The sequence below is a fragment of the Hujiaoplasma nucleasis genome (assembly GCF_013745115.1).
Classification (GTDB): domain Bacteria; phylum Bacillota_I; class Bacilli_A; order Izemoplasmatales; family Hujiaoplasmataceae; genus Hujiaoplasma; species Hujiaoplasma nucleasis.
Genome location: NZ_CP051151.1, coordinates 1,562,756 through 1,578,990, shown reverse-complemented (window position 1 = coordinate 1,578,990; position 16,235 = coordinate 1,562,756). Strand labels below are relative to the sequence as shown.

At 29.9% G+C, this 16,235-nt stretch carries 15 protein-coding genes; all 15 read right to left on the bottom strand.

Features of this window, described 5'->3' with window-relative positions; translation table 11 throughout:
• Positions 1 to 60: 60 nt before the first annotated feature.
• The 15 genes from HF295_RS07605 to HF295_RS07535 all read right to left on the bottom strand — a co-directional run bounded on the left by HF295_RS07605 (position 61) and on the right by HF295_RS07535 (position 16,234).
• Complete coding sequence (locus tag HF295_RS07605) at positions 61 to 1,098, bottom strand: hypothetical protein (protein WP_312031573.1); 1,038 nt, start codon at positions 1,096 to 1,098, stop codon at positions 61 to 63.
• Positions 1,099 to 1,309: 211 nt separating this feature from the next.
• Complete coding sequence (locus HF295_RS07600; protein ID WP_312031572.1) at positions 1,310 to 2,335, bottom strand: DUF4238 domain-containing protein; 1,026 nt, start codon at positions 2,333 to 2,335, stop codon at positions 1,310 to 1,312.
• 39 nt (positions 2,336 to 2,374) lie between these two features.
• On the bottom strand, positions 2,375 to 3,055 hold the full coding sequence (locus tag HF295_RS07595; RefSeq protein ID WP_312031571.1) for a hypothetical protein: 681 nt from the start codon (positions 3,053 to 3,055) through the stop codon (positions 2,375 to 2,377).
• Between the two features lie 21 nt (positions 3,056 to 3,076).
• On the bottom strand, positions 3,077 to 3,499 hold the full coding sequence (locus HF295_RS07590) for a DUF4238 domain-containing protein (RefSeq protein ID WP_312031570.1): 423 nt from the start codon (positions 3,497 to 3,499) through the stop codon (positions 3,077 to 3,079).
• A gap of 147 nt (positions 3,500 to 3,646) precedes the next feature.
• Entirely contained in the window at positions 3,647 to 4,015 is a 369-nt protein-coding gene (locus HF295_RS07585) for a hypothetical protein (RefSeq protein WP_312031569.1), read from the bottom strand.
• Positions 3,996 to 6,476, bottom strand: a complete 2,481-nt coding sequence (locus HF295_RS07580) for a hypothetical protein (RefSeq protein ID WP_312031568.1) — start codon at positions 6,474 to 6,476, stop codon at positions 3,996 to 3,998. The genes HF295_RS07585 and HF295_RS07580 overlap by 20 nt, the downstream gene beginning before the upstream one ends.
• A gap of 165 nt (positions 6,477 to 6,641) precedes the next feature.
• Positions 6,642 to 7,118: a 23S rRNA (pseudouridine(1915)-N(3))-methyltransferase RlmH gene (rlmH, locus tag HF295_RS07575; RefSeq protein ID WP_312031567.1), complete on the bottom strand. Its 477-nt coding sequence runs from the start codon at positions 7,116 to 7,118 to the stop codon at positions 6,642 to 6,644.
• A 9-nt stretch (positions 7,119 to 7,127) separates the two neighbouring features.
• Entirely contained in the window at positions 7,128 to 8,411 is a 1,284-nt protein-coding gene (locus HF295_RS07570; protein WP_312031566.1) for an alpha-amylase family glycosyl hydrolase, read from the bottom strand.
• A gap of 5 nt (positions 8,412 to 8,416) precedes the next feature.
• Entirely contained in the window at positions 8,417 to 9,334 is a 918-nt protein-coding gene (locus tag HF295_RS07565; RefSeq protein ID WP_312031565.1) for a tyrosine-type recombinase/integrase, read from the bottom strand.
• Entirely contained in the window at positions 9,315 to 10,616 is a 1,302-nt protein-coding gene (gene trmFO, locus HF295_RS07560) for a methylenetetrahydrofolate--tRNA-(uracil(54)-C(5))-methyltransferase (FADH(2)-oxidizing) TrmFO (RefSeq protein WP_312031564.1), read from the bottom strand. The genes HF295_RS07565 and trmFO overlap by 20 nt, the downstream gene beginning before the upstream one ends.
• A gap of 70 nt (positions 10,617 to 10,686) precedes the next feature.
• Entirely contained in the window at positions 10,687 to 11,076 is a 390-nt protein-coding gene (locus HF295_RS07555) for a metal-dependent transcriptional regulator (protein ID WP_312031563.1), read from the bottom strand.
• A complete protein-coding gene (gene feoB / locus HF295_RS07550) occupies positions 11,066 to 13,261 on the bottom strand; it encodes a ferrous iron transport protein B (RefSeq protein WP_312031562.1) in 2,196 nt (731 codons plus the stop codon). The genes HF295_RS07555 and feoB overlap by 11 nt, the downstream gene beginning before the upstream one ends.
• Positions 13,258 to 13,488: a FeoA family protein gene (locus tag HF295_RS07545; protein ID WP_312031561.1), complete on the bottom strand. Its 231-nt coding sequence runs from the start codon at positions 13,486 to 13,488 to the stop codon at positions 13,258 to 13,260. Before HF295_RS07545 ends, feoB begins: the two co-directional genes overlap by 4 nt.
• A 107-nt stretch (positions 13,489 to 13,595) precedes the next feature.
• Positions 13,596 to 14,519 carry an alpha/beta hydrolase gene (locus HF295_RS07540; RefSeq protein ID WP_312031560.1) on the bottom strand — a complete coding sequence of 308 codons (924 nt, stop codon included), beginning with the start codon at positions 14,517 to 14,519 and terminating at the stop codon, positions 13,596 to 13,598.
• Positions 14,520 to 14,527: 8 nt separating this feature from the next.
• Positions 14,528 to 16,234, bottom strand: a complete 1,707-nt coding sequence (locus HF295_RS07535) for an ABC transporter ATP-binding protein (RefSeq protein ID WP_312031559.1) — start codon at positions 16,232 to 16,234, stop codon at positions 14,528 to 14,530.
• Between the last annotated feature and the right edge of the window lies 1 nt (position 16,235).

Genomic DNA, 16,235 nt, shown 5'->3' with positions numbered 1-16,235 from the left:
CCAATTTAGTCCTTTAATTCTCCAAATATCTTATCACACTCCATATTAATACCCCGATATTTATTCAAACTGATTAACATCAACCCTCTTAATTAAGTGGATTAATATATCGTATTTCAAAGTATTTACTTGAGGGTTGAACCTTGTACTAATTCCTAATATAACCAATCTCCTTTGCTCAAGGTACTTAATTGTATCTTTTTTGTTTTGCTTATAGTTTTCAACAATGTATTTACCTTCTCTTTGTGATAATCTAAACATTATATAGATTGTCCCGAATACTAAGTTTGTTCCAATCCATGTGAACCAAAAGTTACCTTCATTCAAGACTGATAAACCACCATGAAATATAATGAAAATTAATCCAAAGACTTGGGGAGGTATAAAATACCATAAGTTTTTGTATTTTTTTAGTCCGTATGTTTTTTTAAGATATTTTAGTAAGGCTTCTTCAGGATTGGTTTGATGCAAGTTTTCACCCAAACCCAATAAAAGCGAATCAATATAATTTATATCTGTAATATCATAATTTCTAGTATGTTTATCTTGATTGTTTTTTATATCGATTAGTTCAATTTTCAGTGTTTCTTTATCTTTATCATATAGTTCTAGATATTTGACTCTTCTACGATAACTCCAATATGTCCCAAAAGAAGATATTCCAGTAGCCATAATAACCAATAAAGAACTATAGATATCAAATTCCTCGAGCTGATATCCCATTAAGAGATCAAGTATAACACCCCATAAAGTTAACAATACAACACCTGCAACTAGCGGAATAATGAATGAATATTTCTTAGTGTTCCCTAACAACGCATTGAGATTTAAGAGTGTATCATCTTTATTCTCAACAATTTCTCTACCTTTTTCCATTTTCTTGTTATCTTCGTATTCTTTGATCTTCTTACGATTTTTTAATAATATAAACAAACTTGCTAAACAAACAGGAAAGAAACTAAATCCTAGAATGTTGTAAATCCACGGCTGTACACTTCCACTGTTTTGCAAAACTGTGCTAGTTACTAACAATAGAAAACCTAATAAAAATAGTGAAATACTGATACCTAATATAGTAGTGTATTCTTTTTTTGCCATTCAAACCCCTCCTATGTCTGAAGTATCATCTCTTCCTGTTCAATTATACTATATAGTGAACAATTATAAAAGACAGGTAATTCTGACCATATATGAATCATGCATTGTAAATGCTAAACGATGTATATGCCTTTGTTATGCGCTTTATATCATATGTTCCAATTACTTATGGTATGGTACGGCTCGTTGTATCGTAAATAGGTGCAACTAATTATGAATTATTTATGATATCTTCAACTCCTTCAAAAGCGTTTTTCCTTTTGTATTGTTCAACATTATTGTAGTTTTGAATTGATTTCAAAACTTTACTAAAGTCATTAAATATAAACCCGTCCTTGGCCTCGTTTAAGTAAAGACTATTGATATAAGATACTTCATCTTCATAAATCTTTCTAACTGTATAAGTATACTCGTCTTCTTGACTAAAAGTACCTCTTTTAACATATTTAACTCTTGGAATTTCAATTATTGTAGGACCAACTCTAGAAAAATTTCTCATTGCATTTATCATTGGCTCATCTACTTTTCTATCTTTTCTGAAAATAACATAATTAAGGATTAGTACTCTATTTGGAGATATTGGGAAAAAGGCGTGTAAATCGATTTTGGTTTTAGTTGATATATCAATAGGGAAAATCTCAGTAGTTGGATAAATATCCGAAAGGATAAACTCTTGCCCTCTGGCTTCAACAAAACTCATATAGTAGTCTCTTAACTCACTTTGCAAATCCATCTTAATAACAGTTGAAATTTCTTTATTATTCTGTAGTTCTCCGAAAGATGCCAAATCTAGCATCTCATTTAACTCTCTTAGCCAAAGATCTACATAATTATTATTTTTGACAAATGGTTTTAAAGTTTCAATTGTAAATTGATCAAATAATTCATCGCGATACTGACGTTTCCTATTTTCACTTCTAAAACCTAGTAAAAACAAAAATCTTCTCAGTAACTCATTATCTGCTCTTGTAATTCGTATTTCCTTTTTATCAAGTATTTTATTATTGATTAACTCTGATACCTCGCGTTCTAAAGATGCAAATTTCTTTTCTATAGTCATAATCTCATCAGGATGATTTTCAACATCCTTATATAGATTCTTTCTCATAAAAATACTCTTTGGATTTCTTCTCTCAAACTTCCCAGTTTTCATGTTCCAATAGTTTATTTGGTTTTCATCTAAAAAATTACGCAATATAAACTGTGGGATAAAATGATGTTTAATTGGTTCTGACATACTTATCCATCCTTCCTTTTTTTAAGTTGCCAATAATAACTAATAATCGAACTTCATCCATCTTCTATCTTCTGCATAATATACATCCCCCCAAAAAGCAGTTGCATTATCCATCTTAATATAGCCTTTAATCTTAGAATGATTTAACGCACTCTTATATACTTTCACATATTCTAAACCGGGACTATGCGGATTGTTATGATAAGCTTTAATATAGTCTAGATTTTTCTCGTTTTTCAACAACTCCCTAATAGTCATATACTTAACAATAGGATTATCATCAACACTAGGAGACTTATTTAATGTCTGTTCACTGGAATCATCAACTCTATTCTCAATCTTAAAAATTGCATTATATTTTTGTTTGACTTTTTTGTCTTTATATAACATTACTAAGATAAGAACTGCTATTGAAAAGGATAAAATAGCAATATAAATCCATATTGGAAATGAGAATAACCATATTATACCTTTGGCTATTTGAGTGAAGACATACTGAAAAAAACAAAGTAATATAACAAAAATTATCATTCTAGCCTTACCGCCTTCAGCTTTACTAGTTATTAAGCCAGCTGAATAAAAACTACCTACTACTGTAAAAGCTACTGATGAAGCTGCCGCCATTGATATTTTCACTATCATATCATCCACTATGGCAATACCTGAAAAAATCATTGTTCCAATAAGTAGTCCGATAATATATTTTTTAACAGTAAACATTCCATCTCTCCTCTACTATTTTTAAAAACAACAGTCTTGATTAATATTATACTTAGATAATTCATTCTTTCTACTAATATTAGAGCCAATGTAATATGTCATATTGCCTTCTGTTCTATAAAACTGCAACATCATATATTTCTTAATAATCAATAGTTCCTTTCTAGTAAAGGTTATGTTTTTTGGTTTTTCCTTTAACTCTTTAACTACTCGACTACAGATTTGTCCCATTGGGGACTCAATTTTAGAAGCCAACTCTTTTTCTATCACTTTAATATCTTCATAAACATAATAGTCATAAAGATTCTCAACCATAAATAGGTTTCTTATTGATATACTTGTTAATGAAAACTTAATATGATTAAAAACATTCACTTTATTATCGTGTGAAAATCTTTTTAAAATAAATTGGGGGATGTAATGATGTTTAACATAATTGCCCATAAAATGCCCTCTGAACTCAATTCAATAAATATGAGATTTCAATATCATTTCACAATATCTAAATAAGGATAAATACTTTTTGTTAAATCTGTATTACTAATTTTTATCAATACTTAGTCAAATCAATAACTCTCCATACTAAATGCACTATTCCTCTTCAAGTATTTCTTCGGAAATTATTTTAATTTTTTCAATCCTATCCTTAACATCAGCATTAATTTGATTATTTTCAGATGGAAGAAGTTCCTTCTCTTCTTGAATTCTTAAAATCAATCCTGAAAAAAACTCACAAACATTCTCATATAAATAATCTATATTAGTCTTCTCATGTTCTTCTTTTTCAATACTTTCATTTGAATCAGAAAGTTTATATTCATCATCAATATTCCAACTATAAGATTTATATAAATCTGAGCCATTAATCACCTTATCATCTAAAGTTACTGAACAGATTTTTGTTTCATTAATTTGCACATCTATTTGATTCTTATTTTTTTTAATGATTATTTCTTTCATATCTATCCATCCTCTCTTTAATTGCTTCATATCCACCTTCAAGGGAATTTGCTACTATGTCAATTATATTACCATTATCTTTATGATATAATGCACCAAAGCTTACCTCCATTTTACCTGATGTGTTGTCTAGTTGTATTACATTGTCAACATCAAGATTTACAACTAAATACGGGTTATGTGTTATCATTATGATTTGAGATTTAGAAGCTAGTTTTCTCAATATTGACTTTAGCTTTTTCTTTATATCAGTCGGTCCTATTTGATCTTCTGGTTGATCAATGACATATATATTTTCTTGATTTGATATATTCTTTAATCGTAAATATGTTATCGCATTCTTGCCTGGACTTTGATTTTTCAATCCGTTTTCACTATCAACTATGCTAAGCTTAACTTTTCTATAATCACTACTAATTTTTCTTTGTAATAGAGCTCTATATCTTTCACTTAATGAAGTAGAGTTAACTATATCGGTACTGTTTTGCACTAAAGCGTCAATAGCCTGTTCTACTGTCATTTGCAATATGTTTTCATACTTATAATTAGCTTTAAATGGAGATTCAAGGATTTCTTTCAAGGTCTTGTCATTCAAAATGTTTTCTGACGACTTAATAAATTTGAAATCACCTTCTGTGTTCACCGCATCCTTAGGGTTATAATTTGTTCCTTCTTTGATGGGTGGTGACAACACAACATCCTTCAATTTTAATAAATTGATAAAGTTATTGTAAATCACAATTTTAGAATCATTTACATTCAAGAATTGATTCGTATCTGAATACTGACTTTGATTTTCTCTAGTCTTATTATTATAATCCAAGATACTTTGTCTAAATGCATCAACCATTGCTTTTGACTTATTGTCATCAATTTTCTGTTTCGTATAATATCTATATACCGGAATTATTAACTGTAAAATCTCATGTATCACTTTGTGAAAAAGTGGTTTTACTGTTGGGTAGATTAAAAATAGTTTATCTATTACAGCTTCAATTTGTGAAATTACTCGAGTATTTCTAATAACAACTTTAGCAGGACTAGTAGTTATAACAAGCTGATAAGGTTTTAATTTTCTGCTTGGTAATTTAATATCAATATCTAGTCCATTCTGAGCATTTTTAACGTCTGTATTATATTTAATTTTTCTAAGCAACCTTATTGATGCCTGTTCTATGATTTGATCATACTTTGAATAATCTATATCCTTAAACTTCCCATCAAACTCCCTCTCTAGTTCCTTATCTTTAGAAAATTTATTAACAATGTCGCCTTGTGCAATAAACTCATAGTCAAACTCATTCAAATTAAGTTTGCTTGGCCAAAAATCATACTTTCTACAAAATGGCTCTCCGTTTCCATGTTCGTTGAATTTATCAAATGCAGTATTAATCAATAAAGTTTTGCCACTTGTATTGTTACCTATAATCGCATTAATACCATAAGAAAGAGGAATGTTAATTGGATTCCCTGAGACTTTCACATCTAAAGACTTTAAATAAACTCTATCTTCCACATTCGGTTCTGACAAGTAAATTCTAGAATCAGAGTCTCCAGTTAGTGCTATTTTTAATCCTTCAAAAGAAGAATCACACTTCAAATATGTATATTCGAATCTTCTATTATCTTCTTTCTGAATCAACTTCGAGTGTGTATTAAGTTCTTTTTCACTATTCATAGGATAAAAATTCCAATTATGACAATCAGATCCGGAAATGAAATTTATTGCTTTTCCTCTTAAATAAGATTTAAGTGAAATGTTTGATCTGAGCTGTTTAAACTCCAAAGCATCAAAATATTTAATAAAAAGCAATTTTTCCTTAATCTGATAACTCAAGTTTGTAAAATCGTTTTCAGTTTTCATGCTTCTATTCATGTATGGTCCTTTTTGGTGAGCTATAAGCAAAAAATTAACATTAATGCTTTTAAATAACTCACTTAAGTCGTTTTCATTAAAAACAACGTTTATATTCTTCTTGGCAATTTCCACACCTATTTCAATACTCTCTTGATGTAGAATATTAAGTTTCTTTTTGTACAATTCCTTCAAGTTTTCGCTAAGTTTACTTAGCTCATCCTGATTATTATCATTGAAGATTGATATTACATGTATGGTACATTTTTTATCTTCAGATAGTTCAATTTCACTTTCTTTCTCTACAACCTCATAAAATTCTGGGTCAAACTCTAAATCAAATTCTACTGCAGGTAGAATATTTTTGATACTATCGTAACTGCCTTGTGCAATTGTATCTTTAATCAACTTATAAAGTTCAAAATCAAATGTGTTATGATCTGTGATTGAAAATACATTTATTTTATTATCATCTAATTTATCCAACAGTGTTTCGATATTATCTTTGTTCATACCCGAAACCAAGCCTTCATCACCACTTTTAGTTTTACTTGCCTCACTGTGAATATGCAAATCAATTTTGACAAACTCATCTATGTGTTTCATATATTCCTCTCCTTAAAAACAGCCCTCATTTGAGGACTGAATAGTTATCCCCTTACGGTTTATTAATTTAGAATATCATAAATCTAAATAAAAATCATTTCATCCCTGAAATAAATAAAAAAACCTAAAAGGGCTTTGTTATGGTGTTTATATCATAAGTTGCAACTATTTGTGATACGGCTCGTTATTAATAATTCTAAATGAACGATATATTTGTTCTAATAATAATACCTTCATTAATTGATGAGGAAATGTTAATTTAGAGAAAGATAATTTCAAATTTGCTTTATCTATAACTTGTTTTGATAAACCTAATGATCCTCCTATTATGAATACTATATCAGAAGATTGATAAGAAAAAATATCAATTATTTTTTTGGATAAGTCTATACTATCTAATTGATTACCAAAAATATCTAAAACTATAATATATTCATTGTTAATTTTAGATAATATTTTTTCTCCTTCTTTATCCTTAATGATTTCCATATCTTTATCAGATAAACTCTCTGGTGCTTTTTCATCAGGAACTTCTAAAAATTCTAGTTTTGAATATTTACTAATCCTTTTTGAGTATTCATCGATAGCATTTTTAAAATATTTTTCTTTTATCTTTCCTACTGAGATTATTTTAATTTTCATAAGATATCCTTAATTAGTTAAAATAATTATGGGTTCTTCTATCAATGTTATTTGATTATTCTTGATGATGATTTCTTTTTTGGTAATTTCATTGATGTACTTACCATCATCTAAAGGAACATTAATTCTACCATATTCTAACCCAACATTGAAAATACCAACAAATTTTTGGTTATTTAACTTGTAGTGCCCTATGTAAACATCTTTATCCTGTAATTCTATATCATAAGCCCCATGACTTCTGACTTCATTTTTTGTTATACGATTTAAATCACTAATAAATTTAGAAAGATTATGTCCCTTCCAATTGATAAGATCTTTATTGAATAAATCAGGCAAATGATCATCACAAAATTCTTGTCCATTATAAATCATTGTAGAGCCATTAGAAAAGAATGTTAAAGCTAACCATTGTTGAATTTTTAAAATGTTATTATCAACCATTTTTGCAAATCTTCCAAAATCATGGTTTTCTAAATTTCTCATTTTAATATAATTTTCAGGATAGATTTCTTCTTGTTTGTTTAACTCCTCTAGATATCTTTTGAAAGGTAAATCTCCTCTTAAATAGCCTTCAAAATATGGATGGATATCATAGTCATAAGCCATATCAAATACTTGGAATATTTCAGATTCACTTAAACAATCAAAGCCTAAATTCCTTAAATATTTACAGAAACCTCCATGAACAGATTCACTAAGAAAGATTGTATAAGGATTCTTATTTAAAACAGCTTCTTTCATCGATATTAAAAAGTCTAGGGGTAATAAACTAGCAACATCAAACCTATAAGCATCAATACCTAAATCCGTCCAATATTCTATGACATTAATAAGGGTTTGATGAAGTTCTTTATTATGAAAATCTAAGTCTGTAATATCCCACCAATCGCCAACTTTATTTGCAAATTTACCATCTTTTTTATAAAAGAATTCAGGGTGTTCTTTTAGTAATACTGAATCATGAGAGGTATGGTTAAATACAATATCCATCATAATTTTCATATCTAAATCGTGAATCGCTTTGATTAGTAATTTAAAATCATCTAAAGAGCCTAATTCAGGATTAATACCATAATAATCACTAATAGAATATGGTGATCCAAGTTGTCCTTTCCTATTGGCTTTTCCGATAGGATGAATTGGTAAAAGGTAAACTATATCGACACCTAAATCTTTGATTCTTTGAAGATCATTTCTTAAAGAACTAAAAGAACCTTCTTCAGAATAATTTCTAACATAAACTTGATAAATTAATAAATTTCTTAAATCTTTCTTGGTTTCAATAGCCATAAAATTTATCCTTTCTTAAAGGCTCTTGGATGAGCCTTTAAATACTCATCTTGAAGTTTTTCTCTTGATATTTTTGTATATATTTGAGTTGTTGAAAGAGACACATGACCTAAGAGCTCTTGAACAACTCTTAAATCAACGCCCCTATTTAATAAGTGAGTCGCAAATGAATGTCTAAATGAGTGTGGAGTTAAATTCATCGCTGAAGCTTGCTTTTCTAACTCTTTATTTAGGATAACCCTAACACCCCTAGGCGTTAAGGCTGTGCCTTTATAATTCAATAATAATAAATTGGTTTTTTCTTTGTGCTTTAAAGCTAATTCAATTCTTGAAGTTTTCAAGTAATCTTTAATGGTTTGAATAGCCAAATCATGAAGGGGAACCAATCGATCTTTAGAGCCTTTCCCATGAATAATAATCTCTTGGTTAATAAAATCGATATCTGATAATTGAATACCTGTTAATTCAGAAACCCGAAGTCCAGAACCATACAACAACTCAAAGATTACTTTGTTTCTTAATCCTAAATTGGTTTTTACATCAATCTTGTTAAGAAACTTTAACATTTCTTCTTCATAGATAAATTTAGGCAAAGTTTTTTTGATTTTAGGTAGATCAACATTTTCAAAAGGATTATCCTTTAATATTTCTTCTTCTATCAAATAATCAAACAAGCTTCTTACTGAACTAATTTTTCTTCTGATTGATTTAGGATCATAATGACTATGTAAACTAGCAACATAAAATTTAGCAATTCTATGAGTCATGTAACCTAAATCTCCTAAGTCTTCTTCCACCAAAAAATGTATCAATGTTTGAAGATCATTGATATAAGCTTTTACTGTATGACTAGAATACATTTTATCATTTTCTAAATATTCTTGGTATTTTTGAATGATTTCTTTATTGGTCAATATTTTCATCCTTTATGATTTGGTCTATGGCATCTAAAGCCCTTTGAGCATATAAGTTTTTACGCTCTTTTTTCTTATGTTTTTCTTTTAAATCAGGAAATATTCCAAAATTTGTGTTCATGGGTTGGAAAGAATCTATTGGAGCATGAGCTATATAATCAGCTTGAGATCCAATAGCTGAATCTATAGGCATTTTAATTAAATTCAAACCTTTTAAAAACCTTGCCATATTTAATCCAGCAACAAGACCAGAAGCAATAGATTCAACGTATCCTTCTACGCCGCTTAATTGTCCAGCAAAGAATAAATCATCTCTTTTCTTTGACTGATAATATTCATTAATGGCATGAGGTGCATTGATAAAGGTATTTCGATGCATAATTCCATATCTAATTATTTTAGCCTTTTCTAATCCTGGTATCATTTGAATGATTCGCTTTTGTTCAGAAAAAGTCAAATGTGTTTGAAAACCTACGATATTATACATGGTTTTCTTTAAATTATCTTGTCTCAATTGTACAACAGCAAAAGGTCTTTTTTCACCTGGTTTTTCTAAACCAACTGGCTTTAATGGTCCAAACAATAATGTTTGATATCCTCGTTTAGCCATCTCTTCAAAAGGCATACACCCTTCAAAGACTTTCATTTCAAAATCCTTTACTTCAGCGGTTTTCGCCTCAATCACTTCTTGGTACCAATTCGAGTACTCTTCTTCATTCATTGGGCAGTTAATATAATCCGCATCACCCTTATCATAACGACTTTTAAAATAGGCTTTTGTCATATCAATAGAGTCAGCTTCAATGACAGGCGCAATTGCATCATAAAAATATAACATATCTTCACCAATAAACTTTTGAATATCTTCAGCCAGTCCTGAGTGAGTTAATGGACCTGTGGCTAGTATACATGGCCCTTGAGGAATACAAGTTACTTCTTCATGGATGATTTCAATTAAGGGATGCTTTTCAAGTTCTTTAGTAATGTATTTTGAGAATAGTTCCCTATCCACAGCCAAAGCGTTACCTGCAGGTACTTTGTATAAGTCTGCGGCTTTTAAAAGCAAAGAATCAAGTTTTCTTAACTCCTCTTTCATAACACCTGCAGCATTCATTAAAGAGTCAGATCTTAAGGAATTCGAACAAACCAACTCAGCAAAAGTATCTAAACTTTGTGCTGGAGTTTTTTTTTGTTTTTTACTTTCATATAGTTTTACTTTTATATTTCTTTTGGCCAATTGATATGCAGCTTCACAACCTGCTAAACCAGCGCCAATAATATTTACATGCATAATTCACCTCTAAATTATTATACCATAATCTACCTTGAAATTCACGAATGGCTCAGTTAAAAAAAATGATTCACTTTCGCGAATCATTCTTTATAGACTTGATTAATTTTTTTATTTGACTTGCAGTATAATCAGAAATTACATGTTCAATACCGCATGCTTCGTTTTCAGCTTGTTCAGGAGACACATGTAAGATATCAATAAGAAATTCTTTTAGAAGTTCGTGCTTTTGTAAAATCTTTTTTGATACTTCAACACCTTCTTCAGTTAAAGAAATATGACCATATAATGCTTTGGTTACAAGTTTCTTCTCAATTAAAGAATTAATGGCCGAATTCACACTAGCCCTTGTTACATCTAAATGATTTGCTAAGTCAATAGATTTAACATTTTCTCCACCAAACATATAAATGGTTTCTAAATAATTTTCTAGAGATTCAGAATATCTTTTAGTTTTCATCTTTTGATTTCTCCTTATCAATATTTTCCTTAAATTCTTTGAATTGTGGCAAGCCACAAGCTGATGAAGATGAACATCCATCACAAGATCCACAAGCTGAACCCTTTTGTCTAATAAACTTTCTAACCATCAATAAAACAAAAATGACAATTGTTGAAGTAAATAGGATAGTAAAGATAGTTCCTGAAGGAAGTGAACCAATTTGGAAGATAAGTAATGCGACTAAATAAGCCACTAGCATTTCATAAACCAAAGTAAATATAAACCATTTGGTAGACTTCAGCTCTCTTTTTAAGGCTGATACTGCAGCAATACATGGTATAGCCAATAATGAGAAAGCCATAAATGAATAAGCTTGAATAGCTGTAAAGTTAGCTCTAATTGCTGGGTATAAGGCAGAACCGTTTTCGACAACATCTCCTGTAGAACCATAGAGAATTCCTAAGGTACCCACCACAGATTCCTTAGCTACAAAGCCTGATAATATAGCCACTGTTTGTGGCCAATCATTGAAGCCAATAGGGGTAAATAATGGCAATAAAGCTTTACCGATATACCCTAAGAAACTTTGTCCGATTTGATCGTCTGTAAGTAATTGTAATTTTCCATCAACCAATCCAAAATAACTTAAGAACCAAATAATAATAAAAGCTGCTAATAAAATAGTTCCTGCTTTAATAAGGAAGTCTTTTGACCTATCCCAAGTATGTAACCAGGTATTTCTAATGGTTGGTTTACGGTATTGGGGTAATTCCATGATATAATTCGCACTAGCGCTTTTAAAGAATAACTTCTTAAATAATATGGCCGATAGAATTGCCACTAATAATCCTAGTAAATACATTGAAAATACAACTATATAAGATCCTCTTGCAAATAAAGCTCCCGCAAAGACTCCATAAATAGGTGCTTTAGCCCCACAGGAAACAAAGGGTATAATCATGGAAGTTATTTTTCTGTCTTCATCTTTATCCAAGGTTCTGGTCGCTGTAATGGCAGGTACTGAACAACCAAAGCCTATTAGCATAGGGATAAATGATTTACCACTTAAGCCAAATTTTCTTAAGGCCCTATCCATAATAAAGGCAGCTCTAGACATATATCCTGAATCTTCTAATATGGCAAGAGCAAAGAATAATATCATTAACTGTGGTAAAAAACCAACAACCGCTGCTAAACCACCAAATATACCTCGAGTGATTAAACTCGATACATAAGGACTCATTCCTAGGTTATCAACGAGTCTTATAATTAAGGCAAAAAACTCATCAATCAACCAGACAAATTGATCTGTAATCCAAGTTCCCAAGGGTCCAAAAGCTAAGAAGAATACCGAGAACATAATACCAATGAAAATGGGTAGACCCATATATTTATGAGTTAATATTTTATCTATTTTATCTGTGGTTGTTTCTTTTATTAAATCGTTCTTTTTGTATATTTGATGAATTAAATTTATGATTTGTTGGTACCTGGCATCAGGTAAAACCATATCAATATCTAATTCTAACTCCTCTTTACTCTTATTATAAAGTTCTATAAGTATGGGTTGATCTTTTTCGGATACTTTCGCATGGTCTAAAGCCACTAAACCATCTTCAAAGAATCTAATTGATAAAAACCTATCTTTGATATAATTATCAAAAACTTTTATATATGATTCAACCATTTCATTATATTGAATGAGTTTTCTTTCTTTAGAAAAATCAAAGACTTCGATAGCTTTAATTAAATCATCAATACCTATTTTTTTACTGGCTGAGATAGGTATCACCGGTAAATCTAGTGCTTTAGATAAGGATTGGTAATCTATGTGTTCTTCATTTCTTTGAATGATATCCATACCATTTAAAGCAACTACCATAGGTATATTTGAATCTAACAATTGATAAGTTAGGAATAAATTCCTTTCTAGATTACTGGCATCAACAATATTGATAATTAAATCCATTTTTCTATCCATAACATATGAAGAGGCTATTTCTTCTTCAAGCGAAATGGTAGATAAAGAATAAATACCAGGTAAATCAATAATATTAGCTTCAATCTTATCTGATTTTAATTTACCAGATTTTTTTTCAACTGTGACTCCAGGCCAATTACCAACAGACTGGTTTGAACCAGTTAACTGATTGAATAATGTTGTTTTTCCTGCATTAGGATTTCCTATTAAGGCTATATTCATTCAGTGTCCAACCTTTCTACCAAGATAGTTCTAGCTTCTGCCTTTCTTAGTGTTAAAGAATATCCTCGTACAATTATTTCAACAGGATCACCTAAAGGTGCTGTTTTTTTCACATAGACTTGGGTCCCAATGATCAACCCCATATCAATGATTCTTTTTCTTAAATTATTTGTTCTTATTGCCTTAATTATACATGTTTGACCAGGAACAATGTCTTGAAGTGTCATGATGCCTCCCGCTATGTTAGATGTTTCTAACAAGATTCATAAAATAAAAAGCTATAATGTTAGCTGCATATAACATTATAGCGAATTTATTGACTTAGGTCAAGATATTATAAGTTTGAGTTTCTTAAATAAGTATCTTTAAAGTCTTTTAATTTTTGATAGTAAACTTCTTTGTTAAAATAATATGATCTAGCATGAAAAGCTTGCTTTTCTGCTAGGAAAAGCATTTTCGGACCTTGGTAACTTTCAAACATATCTACACTATCTTGGTAAGGTATATAATCATCATCTTTACCATGGATAAACATCATAGGGATGGTGCTATTTTCTATAGATTTCATGGGAGATACTTTAGATAAATTAGCCTTAGCAATAAAATATACAAAAAGATTAACCATGGGGTAAAAGATTTTATAAGGAATTCTTTTTACTTTCAATTGTCTTGCGATTTGTGTTTTCAAATCTTTAAAACCTGCATCTGAAATTACAAATTGAACCCGATCATCGATGGCTTGTTCAAGTAAAACCGTTGAACTACCCATTGATTCCCCATAGGTTCCTAAATAGATTGGACCATACAATTGAAAAAGATGGTCAATAATGGTCTTAAGGTCATCTTTTTCATAATATCCTAGTGTCGAATTTTTACCACCACTTTTACCATGGAACCTGTGATCATACATGACAACATTAAATCCTAGGTCCATCATCATTTTTGCATATTTTATCGATCCATAGTGTGAATAAGTATAGCCATGATCTATAAGAACAAAATCTTTATTTTTGTCATTGGTGATCAATTCATAGACAGCTAAATCATATCCATACTTAGATTTAATCATATACTCATTGGTTTTATTCTTATCATAGAAGGGAATTAAAGAAGTATCTCTTTCAGATTCTTCTAATCTTGTAACTGATAATTTTCTTACTTTAGGCGTGACTATAGATATAGCGATATGTAAAGCAACATAAGCATAAAGTAAAAAAACAAAAATAAATGTAAAAATTAAATACACATACGAATCCATAATGCCCCCTATTCATTCATTAAAGAATAATAAATACCTTTTAAATTCATTAATTCTTCATGGTTTCCCATTTCTACAATGCCTTCATCACCCAAAACAATAATCCTATCCACAGATTTAACCGTCGATAAACGATGGGCAATTATAATGGCTGTTTTATCTTTGATTAATTCATCAAATGCCTCTTGAATTAATCTTTCAGTCACATTATCAAGGGCAGATGTTGCTTCATCAAGAATAACAATTTTTGGTTTCTTTAAAAACAATCTAGCAATCGCAATTCTTTGCTTTTGACCACCAGATAATTTAACACCCTTTTCACCAGCTATTGTATCATAAGCATTTTCTAAAGTCATAATATAATCATGAACTCTTGCTTTTTTAGCTGCTTCAATAACATCTTCATCAGTAGCTTCTAGATTGCCATATAAAATATTCTCTCTTATGGTTCCGTAGAATATAAAAACGTCTTGTTGGACATGACCAATGGCTTTTCTTAATGAAGATACATCATAATGTTTAATATCTTTACCATCAATCAGTATTTCACCAGCAATAGGATCATAAAACCTTGGTATTAACTTAGAAATGGTTGATTTTCCAACACCTGTTTCACCAATCAAACCAATTTTTTCACCAGCTTTAATTGCTAGATTGAATTTATGGAGTACCTGATGAGCATCTTTACCATAATGAAAATCTACATTATTAAAAGTAATATGACCTTTAGGGTTTTCTAAAGGTACAACCGGATCTAAAACTTTAATTTTTTTATCAACTTGCATAACCTGATAAAATTTTTCAAAACCAGAAACACCATTTTGAATTTGTTCAATCATGGCGATTAAACGGTTAATCGGTCTTGTTAAAAATGATATATATAAGTAATAAGTAAATAAATCAACATAGTCAATATAATCGTAGAAAACAAATAAACCTCCCACCACCAGTAAGAGCAAATTCAACATATTCAAGAAGAACTGATTACCCACATGAAAAATACCCATTTGAAAATATGACAATTTTCTTGAATTTGCATAATGATGATTGACATCAGTGAACCTATTTAACTCATAGTTTTCATTATTATATGCCTTAGTCAAGCGAATACCTGATAAAGAATTCTCAATTTTTGAATTAAGTTCACCATGACTCTTCCTAACTTTTCTTTGGGCTTCAAGCATTTTTTTTCGACGCCACCAAGAAAACCAAACAATGATAATCACAAATGAAAAAATGATGATGGTAAGAACCAAGGATATGGTCGCAAGAAATATAAATGAACCAAGAAACATAATTCCAGAAATAAACATATCTTCTGGTACATGATGAGCCATTTCGGATATATCATGAAGGTGATTGGTAATGTACGACATTAAAACCCCGGTTTGATTATCATCATAAAATTCATAATCCAACTCTTCATATTTTTCAAACAAGTCATGACGCATATCTCTTTCTATAAAGACACCCATCATATGGCCATTATAAGTCACATAAAATGATAATCTAGCCCTAATTATATAAATCAATAATAAGGCAAGTCCTAGATAGATAATATATTTCATATTACCATCAGGTATATAATCATTCAACATCACCCTTAAGGCAATCGGATATAATAAATCAATTCCTGACATTAAAAATGCCGAGATCATGTCTAAATAAAATACTTTTTTATGATTTTTGTAATATGAAATAAATTTTCTAACCATG

Bases quoted from the DNA above. Each gene is read 5' to 3' on its own strand.
- HF295_RS07605 (WP_312031573.1), bottom strand. From the start codon at position 1,098: ATGGCAAAAAAAGAATACACTACTATATTAGGTATCAGTATTTCACTA.
- HF295_RS07600 (WP_312031572.1), bottom strand. From the start codon at position 2,335: ATGTCAGAACCAATTAAACATCATTTTATCCCACAGTTTATATTGCGT.
- HF295_RS07595 (WP_312031571.1), bottom strand. From the start codon at position 3,055: ATGTTTACTGTTAAAAAATATATTATCGGACTACTTATTGGAACAATG.
- HF295_RS07590 (WP_312031570.1), bottom strand. From the start codon at position 3,499: ATGGGCAATTATGTTAAACATCATTACATCCCCCAATTTATTTTAAAA.
- HF295_RS07585 (WP_312031569.1), bottom strand. From the start codon at position 4,015: ATGAAAGAAATAATCATTAAAAAAAATAAGAATCAAATAGATGTGCAA.
- HF295_RS07580 (WP_312031568.1), bottom strand. From the start codon at position 6,476: ATGAAACACATAGATGAGTTTGTCAAAATTGATTTGCATATTCACAGT.
- rlmH (WP_312031567.1), bottom strand. From the start codon at position 7,118: ATGAAAATTAAAATAATCTCAGTAGGAAAGATAAAAGAAAAATATTTT.
- HF295_RS07570 (WP_312031566.1), bottom strand. From the start codon at position 8,411: ATGGCTATTGAAACCAAGAAAGATTTAAGAAATTTATTAATTTATCAA.
- HF295_RS07565 (WP_312031565.1), bottom strand. From the start codon at position 9,334: ATGAAAATATTGACCAATAAAGAAATCATTCAAAAATACCAAGAATAT.
- trmFO (WP_312031564.1), bottom strand. From the start codon at position 10,616: ATGCATGTAAATATTATTGGCGCTGGTTTAGCAGGTTGTGAAGCTGCA.
- HF295_RS07555 (WP_312031563.1), bottom strand. From the start codon at position 11,076: ATGAAAACTAAAAGATATTCTGAATCTCTAGAAAATTATTTAGAAACC.
- feoB (WP_312031562.1), bottom strand. From the start codon at position 13,261: ATGAATATAGCCTTAATAGGAAATCCTAATGCAGGAAAAACAACATTA.
- HF295_RS07545 (WP_312031561.1), bottom strand. From the start codon at position 13,488: ATGACACTTCAAGACATTGTTCCTGGTCAAACATGTATAATTAAGGCA.
- HF295_RS07540 (WP_312031560.1), bottom strand. From the start codon at position 14,519: ATGGATTCGTATGTGTATTTAATTTTTACATTTATTTTTGTTTTTTTA.
- HF295_RS07535 (WP_312031559.1), bottom strand. From the start codon at position 16,234: ATGGTTAGAAAATTTATTTCATATTACAAAAATCATAAAAAAGTATTT.